Genomic DNA, 15,719 nt, shown 5'->3' with positions numbered 1-15,719 from the left:
GCTTCGTGACGTCTGCCCCCAACTTGCTAAGATTCCCGCCTTTCTACTTCGATGGTGCATCGCACCGGCTTTCTGGCTTTGGCCGCCGCCCGCTCGCACGTGGCGATGGTGTCACGGTTCGCCTGCCGCATATCGGCGGCAGCAACGATGGCCTGCCAGCCTTCCTGGTTTCCGGCCTGCATCAGTCGGATGCCCGCGTCCCATAAAGTCGGCTCGCCTATCGCGCGGCGCGCGACCCGTTCGGGCCAGTGCCAGCTTTGCGGGGCCATGCTTGCTGCCCAACCCGGATAGACCAGCCATAGGAGGGATGTGGCGAGCATCGCGCTACCAATGGCACAGAGCAAATGCCGCCGTTGTTCCTCCTTCGCGCGCAGCGTGCCGGTCGTCCGGGTCATGGCGGCGACGGCTTGGCGTTGAAGCTCGCGGGCGTCCTTGATGCTTGCCTTGTCAGTCTCGCGCGCCGCTTCCGCCGCCGCCGCGATCCGCTCGGCCATGCTCTCCGGCGTGATCCGTAGCGCCTCCGACTGCTCGACCGCCTTCATGCGCTTGGCGAGGTCGGCGATGCTGGCGTTGATCTTGCCGAGCGTCGGATTGTAGTCGGGAACCTCGATGCTCTGTTTCTCGACGGCGATATGTTCAAGAGCGCGGGCGATCACCGCCATGCGTCCTTCAAGCCGGCCCTCCATCGCCTCCACACGCGCCGCCAGGCGCGCAAACGCCTCCGCCGCCGTTCCGGCCTGCGGTTCGGGGTCCGGCTCCCTTAACAGGCTATGCTCGTCCATCTGCCATTCTCCTTGTCTAGCGTTCCATGCCGCGGCTGATGTCGCGGCCATGATCGAAGGGGATGGAATCGGCGAGGTCGCGCGACAGGCCGCGTCCCATATCCGCGCCGATCTCAAGGCCAAGCTCGCGGCTGCGCAGGCCCAGCACCGATTCAAGCTGGGCGTCGCGCTCAAGGCTCTTGGCCATGTCGGCCATGTGCTGCGCGGTGGTCTTCGCGCCCCGGAAATCGCCGTCACGCACCAACTCCTCATGCTGCTGACGCAGTTGCTGCCAGCCTTCCACGAACCTGTCGGCCCGCTGGAACGGGTCGATGCGGATTTCCGCTTCGGACTGCATCGCGCGCATGGCGTCCTGGCCACGCCCTTCCGCCGCCTCGCGGATCAGTTCGGGGCCGCCCCGGAACGCGCTGTTCAAATCCGTGGAGCCTTCGGTCCGGATCGCGTCCAGCGCCTCTCTCGCCCGATCCAGCGCCTCGCGCTGGTGCGGCATGGCGTCGATGCCCTGCGCGCGGGTCTGCTCGATCGCTTGCCACGCCCTCGCATAGCGCTCGACCGCGCCGCGCAAGCCGCCCGCGCGTAGCGGCTGCGGGTCATGCTCGCGCTGCCGCTCGCGGGCAGGATCGGACTGGGATACGAAGCGGCCAAGGTCGATGCCGTCGAACATGCCGCGCTGCCGCTCCGGCATGGCCGATGGCGCGCGATCCTGCCCCGGCAGCGACAGGCGCAGCCCGTCGAAGATCCCGCGCGCCTTCTCTGCGCCTGCGCGGGCGATTTCCGCGATACGCTCGCCGAAGCTGATCCCCCGCCGCTCCGCGAATGCCTGCACAGGCTCGCGGCGCTCATAGTCGCTCGCCATGTCCTTGGCGCGCTCGCGCGACAGGGTGCGGAAAAGCCGGGCTTCGTCCTTGAAGTCGTCGCGGCCATAGTGGAGCCCCATGCCGTCGCGGTGGCGGGACATGCCGACATAGGCCCCGTGCCGATCCATGCCCGGCGTCGCGAGCATATGGGAGCGGTCCACGCTCATGCCCTGGGCCTTGTGGACCGTGGCGGCATAGCCATGATCGACATGGGCATAGTGCTTGGTGTCGAACGCCACGGAACGCCCGTCATCGGTGCGGACGGCGATATGCTCCGGGCTGACCTTCTCGATCGTGCCGAGCGTGCCGTTCTTCACTTGCAAGTCGCGCTCGTTCTTCAGGAACATGATGCGGTCGCCACTGGCGAAGACCCGCGCGCCCCGCTCAGCCTTCACCAGCACGTCATCACCAAGCGCATGGCTCGCGCGCATCCGCTCGCGCGCCGCTTCGTTCAACTCGCGCACCTCGTCATTGGTGTGCGTGAGGATGATGCGGGTCTGCTGCGGCGCGGCGATGCGCTCGCGATCCCAGCGCTCGACAAGCTCGCTCCGTGCAGCCTCGCGCGTCTCGGCCTGATACACCATGCCGTGATCCGCATAGGCCCGGATGGCCTCGCCGGTTCGGCCGGTCGCAAGATGGCGGGTCGCATCCTGTTGCCAGCCCTCGCGCTGCCGGCGAATCTCGGTGATCTCGACGCCGCCGTGCCGTTCGTTGATCGCCCGGAACGCCGCGCCCGCCTCGATCGCCTGCAACTGTTGCGGGTCGCCGATCAATACGACCTTTGCGCCCGCGTCGGCGGCATGGGACAGGACGCGCTCCATCTGGCGCGTGCCGACCATGCCGGCTTCGTCTATGACCAGCACATCGCGCGCGGTCAGAAGCTCGCGGCCCTGTCCCCATTGATGTTCAAGGCCGGCAATGGTCCGCGAGGCGATGCCGGAGCTGTTCTCCAACCCCTCCGCCGCGATGCCCGACAGCGCCGCGCCGCGCACCTCATATCCCGCGCGCTCGCACGCCTCGCGCGCCACGCCGAGCATCGCGCTCTTGCCGGTCCCGGCATAGCCGACCACGACGCTCAATCCGCGCCCGTCCGTCACATGCTCAAACGCCGCACGCTGCTCGCCGGTCAGCAGCAACCCGCGCCCCTCTGCGCGCGCCAGCGCGGCGGCGCGGTCCTTCTCGTTAACGCGATGCCACTCGCGCTCGGCCATCAACTCGGTCGCCCGTTGCAACCGCTGCTCGGTCTCGATCATCTCGCGGCTGGTGAACCGATCGTCGCCGCGTCCGTCCTTGCCAAGCTCGACGAGATCGGGCGAGGCGCGCACCGCGCTCATTGCGCGGTCGAATTGGTCCTTTCCGTCCGTATGACGATGCACGAACATCGCCATGTCGCGGCGCGTGAACGTGGCCTGCTGGTGCGTGATCGCGTCGAGCGCGACGCGCGGCTCCGCGATGATACGTTCGCCGTTGCGCTGGGCGATTGCGCGGTGATCCTCAATGCGCTCCGACTCAAGCCCGCGCTCGCCCATGCGCTGCGCGGCGGAACCGATCTTGTCCTGCGGCTCAAGCTCGATCCCCTGCGCTTCCAGCGATCGGTGGTCGATACGGGCATCTATGTCGAGCGCAGCGAGGCGTTCGTTGACATGATCCGCCCAGCGCTCACGCCATTGCTCGACAAGCTCGGTTCTGTTCCAGTCGCGCTCCTTCGCGCCGAAACCATCCTCGTCCACCTCGCGCATGGTGAGCATGACATGGGCATGGGGCTTTGCCTGCCCGTCCGCGCCGACATCCCAATGGACATTGAGGTCCGCGATCATGCCGGACGCGACAAACTCCGCGCGCACGAAATCCTGTGCAAGCTCGATGCCCTGAGCCTGGTTCATCTCGCGCGGAATGGCGAACTCGACTTCGCGGGCGAGCTGCGCGTCCTTGCGCTTCTCGGTCGCCTCGACCTCGTTCCAAAGCTTCTCCCGATCCGCGAAGCGTTCGGGCGCACCTTCGGGCAGGAGGATTTCCGAATGGACGACGCCTGACTTGTTGGTGAAGTCGTGGTCCCGGTCCAGTCGCTCGTCGTGCAGCCGCTCGGCCGCTCGATAGGCGGCGGCTGCAACGGCACTGCGCCCGCTAGCGCGACCGATGACCTGAACCGAGAAATGATAGATTGCCATGATGGCAATCCATCTACGCCACTAAGCACACGTCGGCACGACGTATAAGCGCGCCCTCCTCGAATAAATTCCGAGCAGGGACTAGGCGGTGTCATCCCGTCCCAGCGACTCTACTGCGTCACCGTCTGCCTTCTTCTATCATAGCCGCATTGTCACTCAATGGAGACTTTACGATGCGCAAGCCAAAGGACTTTGATTCGGAACTCAAGGCGCTCGCCGACAAGGCGAAGGCCATCAAGGAGCGCCGCGTGCGCCAGCTTGGCGAACTGGTCGCCGCAACTGGTGCTGACGCTCTCGACGCTGACTTGCTGGCCGGGGCGCTGCTGCACGCCGCCGCCATGAAGGATGCTGCCACAAAGGAGGGTTGGCGCAAGGCGGGCGCGGCCTTCTTTCAGGGCAAAGTACGCCAGCCTGCGCCGCGACCTGACCAACAGCCGGAAGGCGCTCTCCCGCTCCAAGGCGGCGCGGCACCGCATTGAGGCGGCACAGGCGCGAACCGACACAAGGGGATGGATCATGAAGCGGCGGGAAAGAACACGTCACCTGATCGAGTTGGGCGGGCTGGTCGTGAAGGCGGGGCTGGTCGATCTGACCGACGATGATCGCGCCACGCTCTACGGTGCGTTCCTCACCATGGCGGAGAGGTTGCGCGGCGATGAACGCGCCAGCGCGCTTGCCCTCTGGAAGCGTAAGGGCAAACGCGCGTTCGAACCGGAGCAGGATGCCATGGATGGCTAATGCTACCGGCTCGGCTGCGGGGAATGTTCCTTGTTGCGTTTGTCCGCAACATAGCTCTGCCCGTTCTCAACGCGCGCTATGTCGAACAGCCCCGTTGCTTCGAACAGCGCCGTGAAATTCCTTACGGCGTAGTTACGCGGATCGATCGGGGCCTGCCTTCGCGCGGCGAGTCCCGCCGCCGACATAGCCGCCCAGCCATCTTCTCGGGCTGTGGCCTCGACCGCGCCGCGCAATATGGTGACAAGCTTAGTGTCTTGTGACAGCGGTTTGCCCACTGGTTTCGCGGCGGGCGCTGGCTTTGCCTTGTCTTCCGCTTTCGCCTTGGCTTTGGGCTTTGCAGCCGGTTCCATGGGCGCGGTGGCTACTAGCGGTTCGTCCAGTGTGTCGAGATAGAGGAAGGCCGTGCAGGCGTTGACGAATGGTGCGGGCGTCTTGCGCTCGCCAAACCCATAGACCTCATGCCCATTGCCCTTGAGTTGCATCACGAGCGGTGTGAAGTCCGCATCGCTTGATGCGAGGCAGAAGGCGTCGGGCTTCTGGGTATAGAGCAACTCCATGGCGTCGATCACCAGCGCAATGTCGGTTGCGTTCTTGCCGCTCGAATAGCTGAACTGCTGAATGGGCCGGATCGCAAAATCGTGCAGCTTGTCCTTCCAGTTCTTGAGGGTTGCGCTTGCCCAATCGCCATAGGCGCGGCGAATGTTGGCGGTGCCATATTTGGAAAGTTCGGCCAGCATCGCCGCGATTTTGCTGTGCGATACATTGTCGGCGTCGATCAGCAAGGCGATACGCCTGTCGAGCGTGCCGCGTGCCCGCTCTTCGGATTCCATGGGTTCGGTCATGTCCGGATGATAGCGGGGGCGCGTTAAGATTGGTTTGCGCGCGCAGCCGTTCGGGCAGTTGGCTGCCCACTTTTTATCTGTTCCCTATCGCGCGATGGCAAGTCCAGTGTGCGATGAGGCGTCGGTCTCTTTCACCTCCGCCTCCAGCGCTGCGATGCGATCGATACAAACCGCCTGAACCGCTTGGCCCAGCGCCTCGATCCGCTCGGCGAGCGCTGCAAGCTGGTTGGTCTCGATGCGGAAATCGCGCTTCATGCGGTCAAGCAACGTAATGTCGTTCAGCATGGCGAATAGGCGCTTGTCGGCGCGCCCGCTTCCCCAGATGCCATACAGCCGCCGGTCGAGGGCATCTGCCTGATGGCGTAGGATGTTAAGGTTACGGACATGAGGGGTGTACAGCTTGCCCACCAGCAAGACGCAATAATAGAGGCGCTCGGCCGCCTCATGATACAAATGGACCGCGATCTGATCCTTGCCCCGGCCCTGCGCAAGTTTTGCGCTTTCGTAGAAGTCGGACGCGAGGGGGAACCAATGGTGATAATAGTCCCGCACCATCCGTAAAGCATCGGCTGGGGTCTTGGGTTTGGGAGAAAGGAGCGGTGTGTCGTCACTCTGGTAGAGCGCGATGCCCTCGCGGGCGATGTCGACGAAGAAATCCCGGCCATGGGCGAGGGCGTCATTCACCTGTTGTAGCGTGTGGACGATGAAGTGGACCGAGCAGCGCAGCGTCCCCCGCATCGAGGCTTCCACCCGCAACCGTTCCTCCGCATCGGCCCAATAATCGAGACGGCTGGTCAACTCGATCTGGTTGACGATGATGAGCAGATCGAACGCGGGCGGTTCGCCATCATCGGGCCGGTGAGCGTCATGTCCTTCGTCGCGCGCATAGCGCCCATGGAGGATGATCTTGAGAATGCGGCCTAGCTTGCGATTGGCGACCGGCTCGCCATGGGCGTCGGCAAACTCCTCGAAGAGCAGCCGCACGACCCGGTGCAGGTCGCGTTGTTGGTCTGACCGGAGATGATCTATATCGGTTTTCACGCGCGCTTACCTCATGGTCGCCGCCCCCTGCCGCGTCCCGGAACGATAGCATCGTTCAAAAGGCGCTTTATACGGGGTCTTTATCTGCAATCTGCCATGGATTGCCCGGAATGGACGGCGAAGGGTTGTATCGGCTCTCGCACATCGCCCTCGTCCGGGCGACCGCGCGCGTGCCGCTTGGCATGGTCCAGCGCCCATTGCGCATGGATGGCGCTCATCGAAGCGCCCATGCCGATCCCATCGAGCAACGCCAGCCCTTCCTCGATGCGGCGTATGGCGAGAAAAAGGTTCCGCTGCATTGGCCCTGGCTTTCATCTGTCCGAAAAGTTGCGATCATTCCGGATGCCCCCCCGCGCCCGATAGCGCGCGTAGCCATTGCTCGAACGTCGGCGGTGCGTGGGCGGCGGGCCGGAAGATACGCAGCGTGCGCCACGAGGCGACGCCGTTTGTGCGCGACCGTTGTGCACGAGAGTGGCGATGGCGCTCGCGCAGCACGGCTTCCGCCTCGGCAATCAATGCACGCGGCCGGGGCCGATAGGGCCTGCGATCGACTGTTGCGCAGATGACCGACAGCGCTTCGATCATGCAGGCTTCCACGACCGCGACTGTGATCGACAGCCGCCCGGCAATCTCGGTATAGGCAAGATCATCCACGCGGTGTAGCAGGAATACAATGCGCGACAGCGGCGGAAGCCGGTCTATCGCGTCTTCGTAAAGAGCGAGCATTCGTGCGTCGGTGTCGGGGATCATGTCCCGCCGTCCGTCCGCTCGCGGTCCAGACCACGTGGTCGGGGATGCCCGGTCCCATCGCGCACCCGGTCCAGTAGCGCACGAATGAGCGCGCGGACCCGCTCATGCGTGAACCCGCCATCGTCCATCGGCGGGTCGCCGATCAAGTGCGGATAGCCCCATTTCCAGAAAGGCGAGAGGATCACCGCGAGCCGCGCCATCTCCGGGCCGTCATGGCCGAACCCGGTCGCATTGGCATAGGCCAGCGCCTTGGCGATGTCCTGCCGGATATGCTCGGCGTTCCAGTCGTCGGCAAAGCCCACGTCCAGCAAATGCGCGCACAGCGCCAGCTTGGCGACCGCTCCCGCCTGATGCAGCGTTGTGCGGATATATCGGGGATCGGATAAGACCCCCGCCTCGAGCCCCGCAAAGGCGATTTCTGCGCTGTGATAACGATCGCGGCTCAAGCTGCGCCCCTTCCGGCTGCGACACAGCAAGGCCGGAGCATCCTCATGGCGGTCGTGCAACGCTGCCAGCGCCTTCGCCCAGGGCGCGGCCACTACCGGCATTGCGATCGGAGCCGCGACCAATGTGCGCAGCATCGCGCGGCGCGAGCTGCCGCCCGTCGAATCACTCAGAGGACTTTTCCGTGAGGTCATTGGCCTGCCTTCATCCGGCCATTCCGAAGCATTCTTGTGCAACGGAAGGACTAAGCGGCACCGCTTATAGCATGAATGGAGAGAAATGCTCAATAACCGGCACCGCTTAGTCGACTGGCGATTGAAAGGGCGCGATGCACGGTTACGACGAAAGGATGGGAAGACCGCCGCTCAATGTGAAATCGACCAATGTCCGATTGCCCGAAGGTCTTGGCGACCGGATCGATAAGCTTGTGGGACGGCAGCGCCGCGCCGCCTTCATCCGTGACGTGCTGGAACGTGAGGTCGAGAGGCTGGAAGGTGAGCAGGGTCAAGCCGGGAAGAATGGCGGATAATTTACGGCCTGACGGAAAACCCTCCAACCGTGGTTCCCGTGCTGCCTATCAATCCGACGGGATTATCGCGCAGTTAAATGGGACCGAGCGCCAGGCGGCACCGTGCCGGATGGGATTTTCCCGCAAGCCGCTGGCAATGTGTGAAATTGATATGTTTCCCGTCGCCTCGGATTTTCTCGTTTCTCCATGTCCGATGGAGAATTTTGGGAAAGTGAAACCAGCCCGCGACCGTTAGCTCGATCAACCGGCGCGCATTCTCGCTGCTCGCTCCGAACCAGGAACGTCGGCGGACGTCCCGATGTCAGCAATTGAGTTGGTGTCGCTTGCCGTCGATAAGAGGAAAGCAATTAATCCGTTGCGCATCTCGTCATTTGCTGTGAACTCACGATATGAAATTTGCCTTGCTTCTCATGGCTGTCGTTGCGACCCAAGCGATCGCTCAGACGTCGATTCAGCAGGAAGATGCCGCGCTTTACGAAAGGCATGACTGGTTCACCCTGCGAGATCGCATCGCCGCAGGTATCGCACGGGACTCACTGGCTATTGGTGCTACCGCTGTAGCGTTCGACGATGAGGCACAGGCGCGATTGCATCTGGAACCGCTGCTGAAAGGGAAGCAGGCAGCGGAGGCGCATGGTTGGCTGAGCTATATGGACTTGCGCAAAGGGCATTACCGGGCCGCAGCGGCGCACATCGCTGCGACCGATCCAGGCAATCCCAATCCGCTCGCCGAGACATTCCGCACGCTGTCCGATCAGGTTACCGCGGAAATGGTGCCGGCGACGATCCGCTACCGCATCTTCCAGAACAAGCTGTTCGTCCCCATAGCGGTGAACGGCATGCCAGCAGAGCTTATCGTTGATACCGACGCCAACCTGTCCTTCCTCAGCGAAACCGCGGCGAAGAGCATGGGCCTCACCATTCGCGACAGCGCGGCGACAACCGTGGGAGCGCTGGGATCTGCGTCTCGCCTTAGGATTACAATTGCGGATGTGCGGATTGGGAAGGCGCACCTGCGCAACGTAGCCTTCATGGTGTTACCCGACGATGCCAGCCTGTTTGATACGCTGGCACCCAATCAGCAGGGGGCGCTTGGCCTGCCGGTCTTCTTGGCCTTGGAACAGGTGAGTTGGGATCGCGACGGCAATTTCCGCATCGGCGCGGGGCACGATTCCACCCGCCCCTCGTCCCCGATCGGCTTCGACGGGGCCGATCCGATCGTCCGTTTCTCCCACCAGGGAACGGTGCTTACCGGCGTGTTCGACACGGGTGCTGAAACGACTGATCTTTGGCAGCCTTTCGCCACGGCCTTCGCCGCCTTGTTAAAGGAAAAGGGGACAGCGGGGATGAAACAGGTGCGCGGTTTTGGCGGCAATGGGCAGGTCTCTGAGGTGCTGGTGCCGGAGATCGCCCTGAACTACGGCGGCGTGACCGTCCGGGCAGCACCGGCGCATGTCCTGACTGCCCGGACAACGGCCAACAGCGACTGGCTGGCTGGCCGTATGGGTCTCGATCTGCTGCGGCAAGCAGGGCGAGTCACGATCGACTTCCGCGACAACAGGCTCCAGTTGACAGAATAGGCAGGTCTCGTCTCACAGAACCTGCCGGTCCGCAAACTCCAACCTTGGCCATTCCCAAAAGTTGATCCTTTTCGGGAAAACGGGGAGCGGGTGACGACAATCAGGTGAAACACGATAGGGACGGCTACGCGACGGCCTGCAAGCCCTTGCGTTGGATGATCGACAATAGGCGCAAGGCAGGCCCACCGGGGCGCTTCACGCCGCGTTCCCAATCGGACACGAGATTGCGCGAAACATTGAGATAGGCGGCAAACACCGGCTGCGAGACATGCTCACGCTCGCGGATCGCGCGGATTTCATCGCCCGCCAGCGATGGGGCCGGGGCAAGGCACGCCTCGTCAAAGGTGCGAAGTGTCGCACGCGAAACGACGCCCGCGTCGTGCGCGTCGCTCATCATCTCATGGACCGCGCTCGCGATTTCGCTGCGATAGCCCTTATCCTTCACCGTCGTTCCCATCTTCGATCTCCACCAGCGTTCCCGACGCCACCAGCCGGTCCAGTTCCTCGTCACTCCATTCCAGCGCCTCGGTCGCCGCATCGCGCAACAAGGCGAGGTCAGCCTTCGATATGTTCGCCTGCTTGGCTTTGGCGAAACCAAAGGCGAATATCGCCCGGTCGCCCTGCCGGAACAGGATCAGCGTGCGATAGCCGCCCGATTTGCCCTGACCCGAACGCGCCACGCGCTGCTTGATGACGCCGCCACCAAGGTCGGCATCCAGCAATCCGCTTTCGGCGCGCTGCACCGCGTCCCAAAGCGCCGAATCAAATATGCGCTCCTTGCGTGCGAAGCGCTCGAACCAGCCATTCTTGAAAATACGAACGATGGCGGTTCTCCTACTTCCGGTGTCATATATAACACATAGCGTTAGTTTTCAACGCGCCTGCTAAACCGATACTGGCGCAATTGGCACTGAAACGCCCTAATCGGCACTACAGTGCCTCACCCCTTGCAGCGCGGGGTGATCCGGCGCAGCCTGATCGCTGGCGGGCAGACCTCCGAATCTTTGGAGAATTGCCGTGAACGATTCGACCTGACCGACGCGCCATGCCGCGTAAAGCGGCATAAGGCACTGACCGGCGTGCCATTCAGGACACAGTGGGAAAAATTCTGCGATAGCCGCGCCTCGTGGCAGAGCTACGCCGTGGATCGCCCTTGGACGCCCCTGAACGCCATTCACCGCCAGCGCCCGCCCGCCCAAACTCAAGCGGCCTCCTATGGCCCCGTAACGGCTCTTGCCCGGTGCGCCATGCTGCCCGATGCTGGTCCACAGGGGCGCATGCAACACTTTGATTTGATGAGATTGCCGCATGAACAACCCCGATCGTATCATTCGCCTGAAAACCGTTCTCGCCCGCACAGGGCTTTCCCGCACGACGCTCTATCGCAAGATGGGCGAAGGCACCTTTCCGCGCCAAGTGAAGATCAGTATCCACGGCGCTGGCTGGCACGAATCCGCTGTCAATCGCTGGGTGGCCGATCCGGTCGGCTATCGCGACGATCAGGCCGGGAGCCAGATGCAATGAGAGCGCCTCCACCGCCCGATCCGATCTGCGTGCGCGTCAACGACGCGGCGCGCATGATCGGCGTCGGCCGTACCAAGCTCTACGCGCTGATCGCGGCTGGCGAGGTCGAGACGGTAAAGCTCGGCAAAGCCACCCGCATCACCACCGCCAGCCTGCACGATCTCATCAGGCGGCAACGCGAAGGCTGACGGGTTCGGACGCCATGGGGCTGGCGTCCGAACTGCCCTTTGCAGGCACCCTGTCCAGAAACTCGGCCCATCGCGCCATGAGGCTGCGCCGCTTTTCGAAGAAGTCGGTGCGGCGATAGGCGGCTTCCACCTTATTGGGCAGCTTGTGCGCCAGCGCCTTGTCGGCAACCTCCTTGGGGAAACGGGTCCGCTCCGATGACCAGTCGGTGAAGGCGGAGCGGAAACCGTGAACGGTCACGCCCTTGATACCGTCATCGCGCAGCAGCTTGGTCATGGTCATGTCGCTGATAGCCTTTTCGCCGTCATTTGAGAATACAAGGCCGGTGTCGCTGCTACGCTCGTTCCACCGCTTGCACAACAGCGCCACGGCGGGGGCGGACAGCGGCACGACATGGGTTTCGCCTGCCTTCATGCGCTCGCCCGGAATGGTCCAGATGGCCTTGTCTAAGTCGAACTCCGTCCAGATGGCAAAGCGCGTCTCGTTCGATCGCACGGCGTTGTAGATCGTGAAGCGCAGAGCGTCACGCCCGGTCGTGGGCGATGCCGCCGCCAGCTTCTGCATGAGGGCGGGCACGTCCACATAGGGCATGGCTTCCAGGTGCCCGCCCTTGTCCACCTGACGGGGAAGCCCCTTGCGGACGGAGCGCAACGATACCTCGCCCGGAAGCCATCCCTTGATATGGGCGAAGTCCAGCACAGCGCCGATGCGCTGCATGATGCGCCGCGCACTGTCTGGGATGGTGAGCCAGATAGGCGACAACACCTCGACCACACACGCGCTGTCTACCTGATCCACCGGCTTGGTGCCGATCATCGGAAAGACATGGTTCTCGAAGCTGGAAATCCAGTTGGCGTGGCGCTTGTTCTTCCAGCCCTCTTTCAATGCCTCGTAGCAGTCGCGCGCCGCCGTCTCGAAGCTCGGCACCACCTTGCGCGCCTTGCGTCGCTCCGCGACCGGATCGGCTCCCTCGCGGACCTGACGGCGCAGCGCGGATGCGGCGTCCCGCGCTTCGGCAAGCGAAACGTCCAGCGCCGATCCCAAGCCATAGTCGCGCCGCCTGCCATCCTTCTGCATCCGCAGAACCCATGTCCGCGCGCCGCTGTCCTTGACCAACAGGCAAAGCCCCCGGCCATCGACATGGCGACCGGGCTTCGCGTTCTTCACTTTCAATGCTGTCAGTGCCATCGGTTCGGTTCCCGTTTGGGGCATTGCGGCGTTCCTACACTTATCGCGCGAAACTGGTCCCACAATCGTTCCCACATTTTGAGCCAAATTCAGGCAAATCAGGGCGACCGACTGCGAACACCTTACAAGACAAATGATTGATTTTACAGTGTAGTTAGGGACGCCCCGGCATTGCCTGAGATAAAAGTTCTACACTCGTAGGGGTCACCAAAATACTCTCCCAAAGAGTATCAGAACGTGCCGGGAACGGCTAATTTCTGCGGTTTTTCATGGTATAGGTATCCCATACGGAGCGGTCTCGGACCACCGGATACCAGCAACTTGATGGTATGTCTGATGGTAGCGCGGCCCTCCTCGAAAAGGAGATACCATCATGGCGCTCACCGCCGCTGCGATCAAAAACGCCAAGGGCAAAGCCAAGCCCTATAAACTCACCGATAGCGATGGCCTGTTCCTCTATGTGACGCCCAATGGTGGGCGCTACTGGCGGATGAACTATCGCCACCTTGGCAAACAAAAGACGTTAGCCTTCGGGATTTATCCCGACATCGGCCTTGCCGACGCCCGCGAGCAGCGTGACGCCGCCCGCAAAGTGCTGGCAAAGGGGAATGATCCCGCCGAGAAGATCAGACTGGATCGGATTGCCGCGACCGTGGCCGCGTCCAACAGCTTCAAGGCGGTTGCGGACGAATGGCTGGTGAAAGTCGAACGTGAAGGCCGCTCCGCCGTCACGATGAAGAAGCTGCGCTGGCTGCTGGCCTTCATCAATGCGTCGCTTGGCAAGCGCCCTGTGACGGCCATCACCGCGCAGGAGTTGTTGACCATGCTGCGCAAGATGGAAGCCAAAGGCCGCTACGAAACGGCCAAGCGCTTGCGCAGCACATGCAGCCAGATATTCCGCTACGCCATCGCCACGGCGCGCGCGGAGCGTGACGTGGCAGCGGACCTGCGCGGGGCGCTGATCGCGCCCAAGCCCGTCCACCGCGCCGCGATCACCAACGCGGATGATGCGGGCGGACTGTTGCGCGCCATTGAGGCGTTCGAGGGCTTTGCAAACACCAAGGCCGCGCTGCAACTGCTCCCCCATGTGTTCGTGCGCCCAGGCGAGCTACGCTATGCCGAATGGGCCGACTTCGATTTCGACAAGGCGCTGTGGACCATCCCGGCGCACAAGACGAAGATGCGCCGCGCCCATACCATCCCCCTCTCCCGCCAAGCATTGGCGATCCTTGGCACCATCGAACATGATGCCGACTATAGCCGCTACCTGTTCCCGTCGCTCCGCTCGGTGGACCGGCCCATGTCGGAGAACACGATCAACGCCGCCTTGCGGCGCATGGGCTTCGCACAGGATGAAATGACCGGCCACGGCTTCCGGGCGATGGCGGCGACCCTGCTCAACGAAATGGGACTATGGCATCCCGACGCGATCGAGCGGCAGCTTGCCCATTGCGACAACAACGCCGTGCGTCGCGCATACACGCGAGGCGAATATTGGGACGAACGGGTCCGCATGATGCAGCACTGGTCCGACCATCTAGACTTCCTGCGCGACGGGCAGAAGGTCGTAACCGGCAAGTTCGGTATGGCGAAGAGCCAAGCCGCCTGATCGCAAGCCGTTGATGTTGCCGTGCCCATGCCTGCAACTGGTGGGGCACGGCAACATGATCAAACGCCCAACTCCTCCCGGTAGCTTACCGGATCGGCAATCCAGCGATTGATGGCGGACTCGCGCCAGCCAGCGCCGTGGACGCTGATCTTCACCTGGCGTGGGAAAGTGCCTTCGCCCATCTTGCGATAAAGCGTCGTGCGGGAAAGCCCTGTGCGGGCGAGGACGGTTTTCAGGCGAATGATACGATCACTGTTGGTCATGGGGCAGTCTCTTCAAATCAGGATGTTGCACGCGCCCCCGGCCACGAGCATTGGATGCCTTGCCGTCCCGGACAAGAGTGTTCCGGGCGTGCTGGCAGCTACGCTTTCATGGGTCGGTGAACGCTGGTGGCAATTGGCGGTCTGCGGCGGAAGACGGCGGAATTTGGCGTAGGCTCCTCACTGATAGCAATCAGCGAAGATTTTTTCCCAGCCTGTACCAAAGTTTAATGCCAAGCCTTCGCATCCGCCCCGTTTCAGGGGACAGCCAGCAGGCGTTAGGTCGAGTCGTTCATGGGAGGCTCCTTTGAAAGGACCACCGTCGGAAGCGTCGTGAAGCAGGAACTCATGCTCACCCGCAGTCTATGCGCTGTCAAGAAGGCCGATACCGTGTCGTTCCTTCCCATCAAAGTTGAAATATAACGCTAAGTGTTATATGAAGCCACAGAGAGCAGGAGAACCGCCATCGCGCGCATCTTCAAAAATGGTTGGTTCGAGCGCTTCGCGCGAAAGGAGCGGATTACCGATGCCTCGCTTCGTGAAGCCGTGGAGCGCGCAGAAAGCGGTCTGGTGGATGCAGATCTTGGCGGCGGTGTCATCAAGCAACGGGTCGCGCGCACCGGGCAAGGCAAGTCGGGCGGCTACCGGACGCTGATCCTGTTCCGGCAGGGGGACAAGGCGATATTTGCTTTTGGGTTCGCCAAGAGTGCGCAGGCGAACATATCAAAGGCAGACCTGGCCTTGCTCCGCAACGCGGCGAGCGAGGTGCTGGAATGGAGCGCCGGGGAACTGGACCGATTGGTAGCGTTGGGAACGCTGGTGGAGATAGACGATGGGAACGGTGATGAAGAATAAAGGCTATCGCAGTGAGATTGCAGGCGCGATTCATGAAATGATGAGCGACGCCCACGACGCGGGCGTGGTGTCGCGCGCGACGCTGCGTACATTCGATGAAACGTGCCTTTCCCCCGCCCCCGCGCTGGCTGGTGACGAAATCCGTGCGATCCGCGAGCGCGAACATGTCTCACAGCCGGTGTTTGCCGCCTATCTCAACGTCTCGCGCAATCTCGTGTCGGATTGGGAGCGAGGCGTTAAGCGCCCCGGCGGCCCTGCCCTGCGCCTTCTGTCGATCATCCAACGCAAGGGATTGCAGGCAGTCGCGTAGCTGTCTCTGTCGGAAACACCTGTTAGTCGCACATTGGGTCGATTGTGGAATGTCCG

General features: G+C 62.8%; 21 protein-coding genes. 9 read left to right on the top strand and 12 right to left on the bottom strand.

Annotated elements, in window-relative coordinates; translation table 11 throughout:
• Positions 1–26 precede the first annotated feature (26 nt).
• Both D0Z70_RS07480 and traA read right to left on the bottom strand, forming a co-directional pair.
• Entirely contained in the window at positions 27–782 is a 756-nt protein-coding gene (locus tag D0Z70_RS07480; RefSeq protein WP_119744952.1) for a DUF6118 family protein, read from the bottom strand.
• Between the two features lie 16 nt (positions 783–798).
• Positions 799–3,807: a Ti-type conjugative transfer relaxase TraA gene (gene traA, locus D0Z70_RS07475; RefSeq protein ID WP_119744950.1), complete on the bottom strand. Its 3,009-nt coding sequence runs from the start codon at positions 3,805–3,807 to the stop codon at positions 799–801.
• Between the two features lie 173 nt (positions 3,808–3,980).
• On the opposite strand from traA, the gene traD reads away from it, so the two are divergent.
• Together traD and D0Z70_RS07465 are read left to right on the top strand one after the other, a co-directional pair.
• The gene (traD, locus tag D0Z70_RS07470; protein ID WP_119744948.1) at positions 3,981–4,286 is read left to right on the top strand and encodes a conjugal transfer protein TraD; all 306 of its coding nucleotides are present in this window, start codon (positions 3,981–3,983) and stop codon (positions 4,284–4,286) included.
• A 37-nt stretch (positions 4,287–4,323) separates the two neighbouring features.
• Positions 4,324–4,545, top strand: coding sequence for a conjugal transfer protein TraD (locus D0Z70_RS07465; protein ID WP_119744946.1), 222 nt, complete (start codon positions 4,324–4,326; stop codon positions 4,543–4,545).
• Positions 4,546–4,547: 2 nt separating this feature from the next.
• Here the strand turns inward: D0Z70_RS07465 and D0Z70_RS07460 are convergent, their stop codons facing one another.
• The 6 genes from D0Z70_RS07460 to D0Z70_RS24880 all read right to left on the bottom strand — a co-directional run bounded on the left by D0Z70_RS07460 (position 4,548) and on the right by D0Z70_RS24880 (position 8,130).
• Complete coding sequence (locus tag D0Z70_RS07460; protein WP_239018845.1) at positions 4,548–5,387, bottom strand: NYN domain-containing protein; 840 nt, start codon at positions 5,385–5,387, stop codon at positions 4,548–4,550.
• 84 nt (positions 5,388–5,471) lie between these two features.
• Positions 5,472–6,428 carry a nucleotidyltransferase gene (locus tag D0Z70_RS07455; protein WP_119744944.1) on the bottom strand — a complete coding sequence of 319 codons (957 nt, stop codon included), beginning with the start codon at positions 6,426–6,428 and terminating at the stop codon, positions 5,472–5,474.
• Positions 6,429–6,508: 80 nt separating this feature from the next.
• On the bottom strand, positions 6,509–6,727 hold the full coding sequence (locus tag D0Z70_RS07450) for a hypothetical protein (RefSeq protein ID WP_119744942.1): 219 nt from the start codon (positions 6,725–6,727) through the stop codon (positions 6,509–6,511).
• A 34-nt stretch (positions 6,728–6,761) separates the two neighbouring features.
• On the bottom strand, positions 6,762–7,178 hold the full coding sequence (locus D0Z70_RS07445) for a sigma factor-like helix-turn-helix DNA-binding protein (protein WP_119744940.1): 417 nt from the start codon (positions 7,176–7,178) through the stop codon (positions 6,762–6,764).
• Positions 7,175–7,759, bottom strand: a complete 585-nt coding sequence (locus tag D0Z70_RS07440; protein ID WP_239018844.1) for a hypothetical protein — start codon at positions 7,757–7,759, stop codon at positions 7,175–7,177. The genes D0Z70_RS07445 and D0Z70_RS07440 overlap by 4 nt, the downstream gene beginning before the upstream one ends.
• Before the next feature lie 146 nt (positions 7,760–7,905).
• Complete coding sequence (locus D0Z70_RS24880; protein WP_182913881.1) at positions 7,906–8,130, bottom strand: hypothetical protein; 225 nt, start codon at positions 8,128–8,130, stop codon at positions 7,906–7,908.
• Positions 8,131–8,140: 10 nt separating this feature from the next.
• Here D0Z70_RS24880 and D0Z70_RS24585 point away from each other — a divergent pair, with 10 nt between their 5' ends.
• Together D0Z70_RS24585 and D0Z70_RS07430 are read left to right on the top strand one after the other, a co-directional pair.
• Positions 8,141–8,386, top strand: coding sequence for a hypothetical protein (locus D0Z70_RS24585; protein WP_147418750.1), 246 nt, complete (start codon positions 8,141–8,143; stop codon positions 8,384–8,386).
• 175 nt (positions 8,387–8,561) lie between these two features.
• Positions 8,562–9,731, top strand: a complete 1,170-nt coding sequence (locus tag D0Z70_RS07430; RefSeq protein ID WP_182913880.1) for a retropepsin-like aspartic protease — start codon at positions 8,562–8,564, stop codon at positions 9,729–9,731.
• A gap of 124 nt (positions 9,732–9,855) precedes the next feature.
• Here D0Z70_RS07430 and D0Z70_RS07425 read toward each other — a convergent pair whose 3' ends face one another.
• Both D0Z70_RS07425 and D0Z70_RS07420 read right to left on the bottom strand, forming a co-directional pair.
• Positions 9,856–10,188, bottom strand: a complete 333-nt coding sequence (locus tag D0Z70_RS07425; RefSeq protein ID WP_182913879.1) for a helix-turn-helix domain-containing protein — start codon at positions 10,186–10,188, stop codon at positions 9,856–9,858.
• Entirely contained in the window at positions 10,166–10,546 is a 381-nt protein-coding gene (locus tag D0Z70_RS07420) for a type II toxin-antitoxin system RelE/ParE family toxin (RefSeq protein WP_275402209.1), read from the bottom strand. Before D0Z70_RS07420 ends, D0Z70_RS07425 begins: the two co-directional genes overlap by 23 nt.
• 493 nt (positions 10,547–11,039) lie before the next feature.
• Here D0Z70_RS07420 and D0Z70_RS07415 point away from each other — a divergent pair, with 493 nt between their 5' ends.
• Both D0Z70_RS07415 and D0Z70_RS07410 read left to right on the top strand, forming a co-directional pair.
• Positions 11,040–11,255 (top strand): helix-turn-helix transcriptional regulator, encoded by a 216-nt coding sequence (locus D0Z70_RS07415; RefSeq protein WP_119744930.1) that lies wholly within the window; start codon positions 11,040–11,042, stop codon positions 11,253–11,255.
• A complete protein-coding gene (locus tag D0Z70_RS07410) occupies positions 11,252–11,443 on the top strand; it encodes a helix-turn-helix domain-containing protein (RefSeq protein ID WP_119744928.1) in 192 nt (63 codons plus the stop codon). The genes D0Z70_RS07415 and D0Z70_RS07410 overlap by 4 nt, the downstream gene beginning before the upstream one ends.
• Here the strand turns inward: D0Z70_RS07410 and D0Z70_RS07405 are convergent.
• On the bottom strand, positions 11,421–12,653 hold the full coding sequence (locus D0Z70_RS07405) for a tyrosine-type recombinase/integrase (protein WP_182913878.1): 1,233 nt from the start codon (positions 12,651–12,653) through the stop codon (positions 11,421–11,423). The genes D0Z70_RS07410 and D0Z70_RS07405 overlap by 23 nt on opposite strands.
• 349 nt (positions 12,654–13,002) lie before the next feature.
• On the opposite strand from D0Z70_RS07405, the gene D0Z70_RS07400 reads away from it, so the two are divergent.
• The gene (locus tag D0Z70_RS07400; RefSeq protein WP_119744924.1) at positions 13,003–14,238 is read left to right on the top strand and encodes a tyrosine-type recombinase/integrase; all 1,236 of its coding nucleotides are present in this window, start codon (positions 13,003–13,005) and stop codon (positions 14,236–14,238) included.
• 59 nt (positions 14,239–14,297) lie between these two features.
• Here the strand turns inward: D0Z70_RS07400 and D0Z70_RS07395 are convergent, their stop codons facing one another.
• Positions 14,298–14,501, bottom strand: coding sequence for a helix-turn-helix transcriptional regulator (locus D0Z70_RS07395; RefSeq protein WP_093082076.1), 204 nt, complete (start codon positions 14,499–14,501; stop codon positions 14,298–14,300).
• 426 nt (positions 14,502–14,927) lie between these two features.
• Here D0Z70_RS07395 and D0Z70_RS07390 point away from each other — a divergent pair, with 426 nt between their 5' ends.
• Positions 14,928–15,353 (top strand): type II toxin-antitoxin system RelE/ParE family toxin, encoded by a 426-nt coding sequence (locus tag D0Z70_RS07390; RefSeq protein WP_239018843.1) that lies wholly within the window; start codon positions 14,928–14,930, stop codon positions 15,351–15,353.
• Positions 15,343–15,663, top strand: a complete 321-nt coding sequence (locus tag D0Z70_RS07385; RefSeq protein ID WP_119744922.1) for a helix-turn-helix domain-containing protein — start codon at positions 15,343–15,345, stop codon at positions 15,661–15,663. Before D0Z70_RS07390 ends, D0Z70_RS07385 begins: the two co-directional genes overlap by 11 nt.
• The last annotated feature ends 56 nt before the right edge of the window (positions 15,664–15,719 follow it).

Source organism: Sphingobium terrigena (genome assembly GCF_003591655.1).
Classification (GTDB): Bacteria; Pseudomonadota; Alphaproteobacteria; order Sphingomonadales; family Sphingomonadaceae; genus Sphingobium; species Sphingobium terrigena.
This window is presented reverse-complemented; position numbering and strand designations above follow the sequence as displayed.

Bases quoted from the DNA above. Each gene is read 5' to 3' on its own strand.
- D0Z70_RS07480 (WP_119744952.1), bottom strand. From the start codon at position 782: ATGGACGAGCATAGCCTGTTAAGGGAGCCGGACCCCGAACCGCAGGCC.
- traA (WP_119744950.1), bottom strand. From the start codon at position 3,807: ATGGCAATCTATCATTTCTCGGTTCAGGTCATCGGTCGCGCTAGCGGG.
- traD (WP_119744948.1), top strand. From the start codon at position 3,981: ATGCGCAAGCCAAAGGACTTTGATTCGGAACTCAAGGCGCTCGCCGAC.
- D0Z70_RS07465 (WP_119744946.1), top strand. From the start codon at position 4,324: ATGAAGCGGCGGGAAAGAACACGTCACCTGATCGAGTTGGGCGGGCTG.
- D0Z70_RS07460 (WP_239018845.1), bottom strand. From the start codon at position 5,387: ATGACCGAACCCATGGAATCCGAAGAGCGGGCACGCGGCACGCTCGAC.
- D0Z70_RS07450 (WP_119744942.1), bottom strand. From the start codon at position 6,727: ATGCAGCGGAACCTTTTTCTCGCCATACGCCGCATCGAGGAAGGGCTG.
- D0Z70_RS07445 (WP_119744940.1), bottom strand. From the start codon at position 7,178: ATGATCCCCGACACCGACGCACGAATGCTCGCTCTTTACGAAGACGCG.
- D0Z70_RS07440 (WP_239018844.1), bottom strand. From the start codon at position 7,759: ATGCTGCGCACATTGGTCGCGGCTCCGATCGCAATGCCGGTAGTGGCC.
- D0Z70_RS24585 (WP_147418750.1), top strand. From the start codon at position 8,141: ATGGCGGATAATTTACGGCCTGACGGAAAACCCTCCAACCGTGGTTCC.
- D0Z70_RS07430 (WP_182913880.1), top strand. From the start codon at position 8,562: ATGGCTGTCGTTGCGACCCAAGCGATCGCTCAGACGTCGATTCAGCAG.
- D0Z70_RS07425 (WP_182913879.1), bottom strand. From the start codon at position 10,188: ATGGGAACGACGGTGAAGGATAAGGGCTATCGCAGCGAAATCGCGAGC.
- D0Z70_RS07415 (WP_119744930.1), top strand. From the start codon at position 11,040: ATGAACAACCCCGATCGTATCATTCGCCTGAAAACCGTTCTCGCCCGC.
- D0Z70_RS07410 (WP_119744928.1), top strand. From the start codon at position 11,252: ATGAGAGCGCCTCCACCGCCCGATCCGATCTGCGTGCGCGTCAACGAC.
- D0Z70_RS07405 (WP_182913878.1), bottom strand. From the start codon at position 12,653: ATGCCCCAAACGGGAACCGAACCGATGGCACTGACAGCATTGAAAGTG.
- D0Z70_RS07400 (WP_119744924.1), top strand. From the start codon at position 13,003: ATGGCGCTCACCGCCGCTGCGATCAAAAACGCCAAGGGCAAAGCCAAG.
- D0Z70_RS07395 (WP_093082076.1), bottom strand. From the start codon at position 14,501: ATGACCAACAGTGATCGTATCATTCGCCTGAAAACCGTCCTCGCCCGC.
- D0Z70_RS07385 (WP_119744922.1), top strand. From the start codon at position 15,343: ATGAAGAATAAAGGCTATCGCAGTGAGATTGCAGGCGCGATTCATGAA.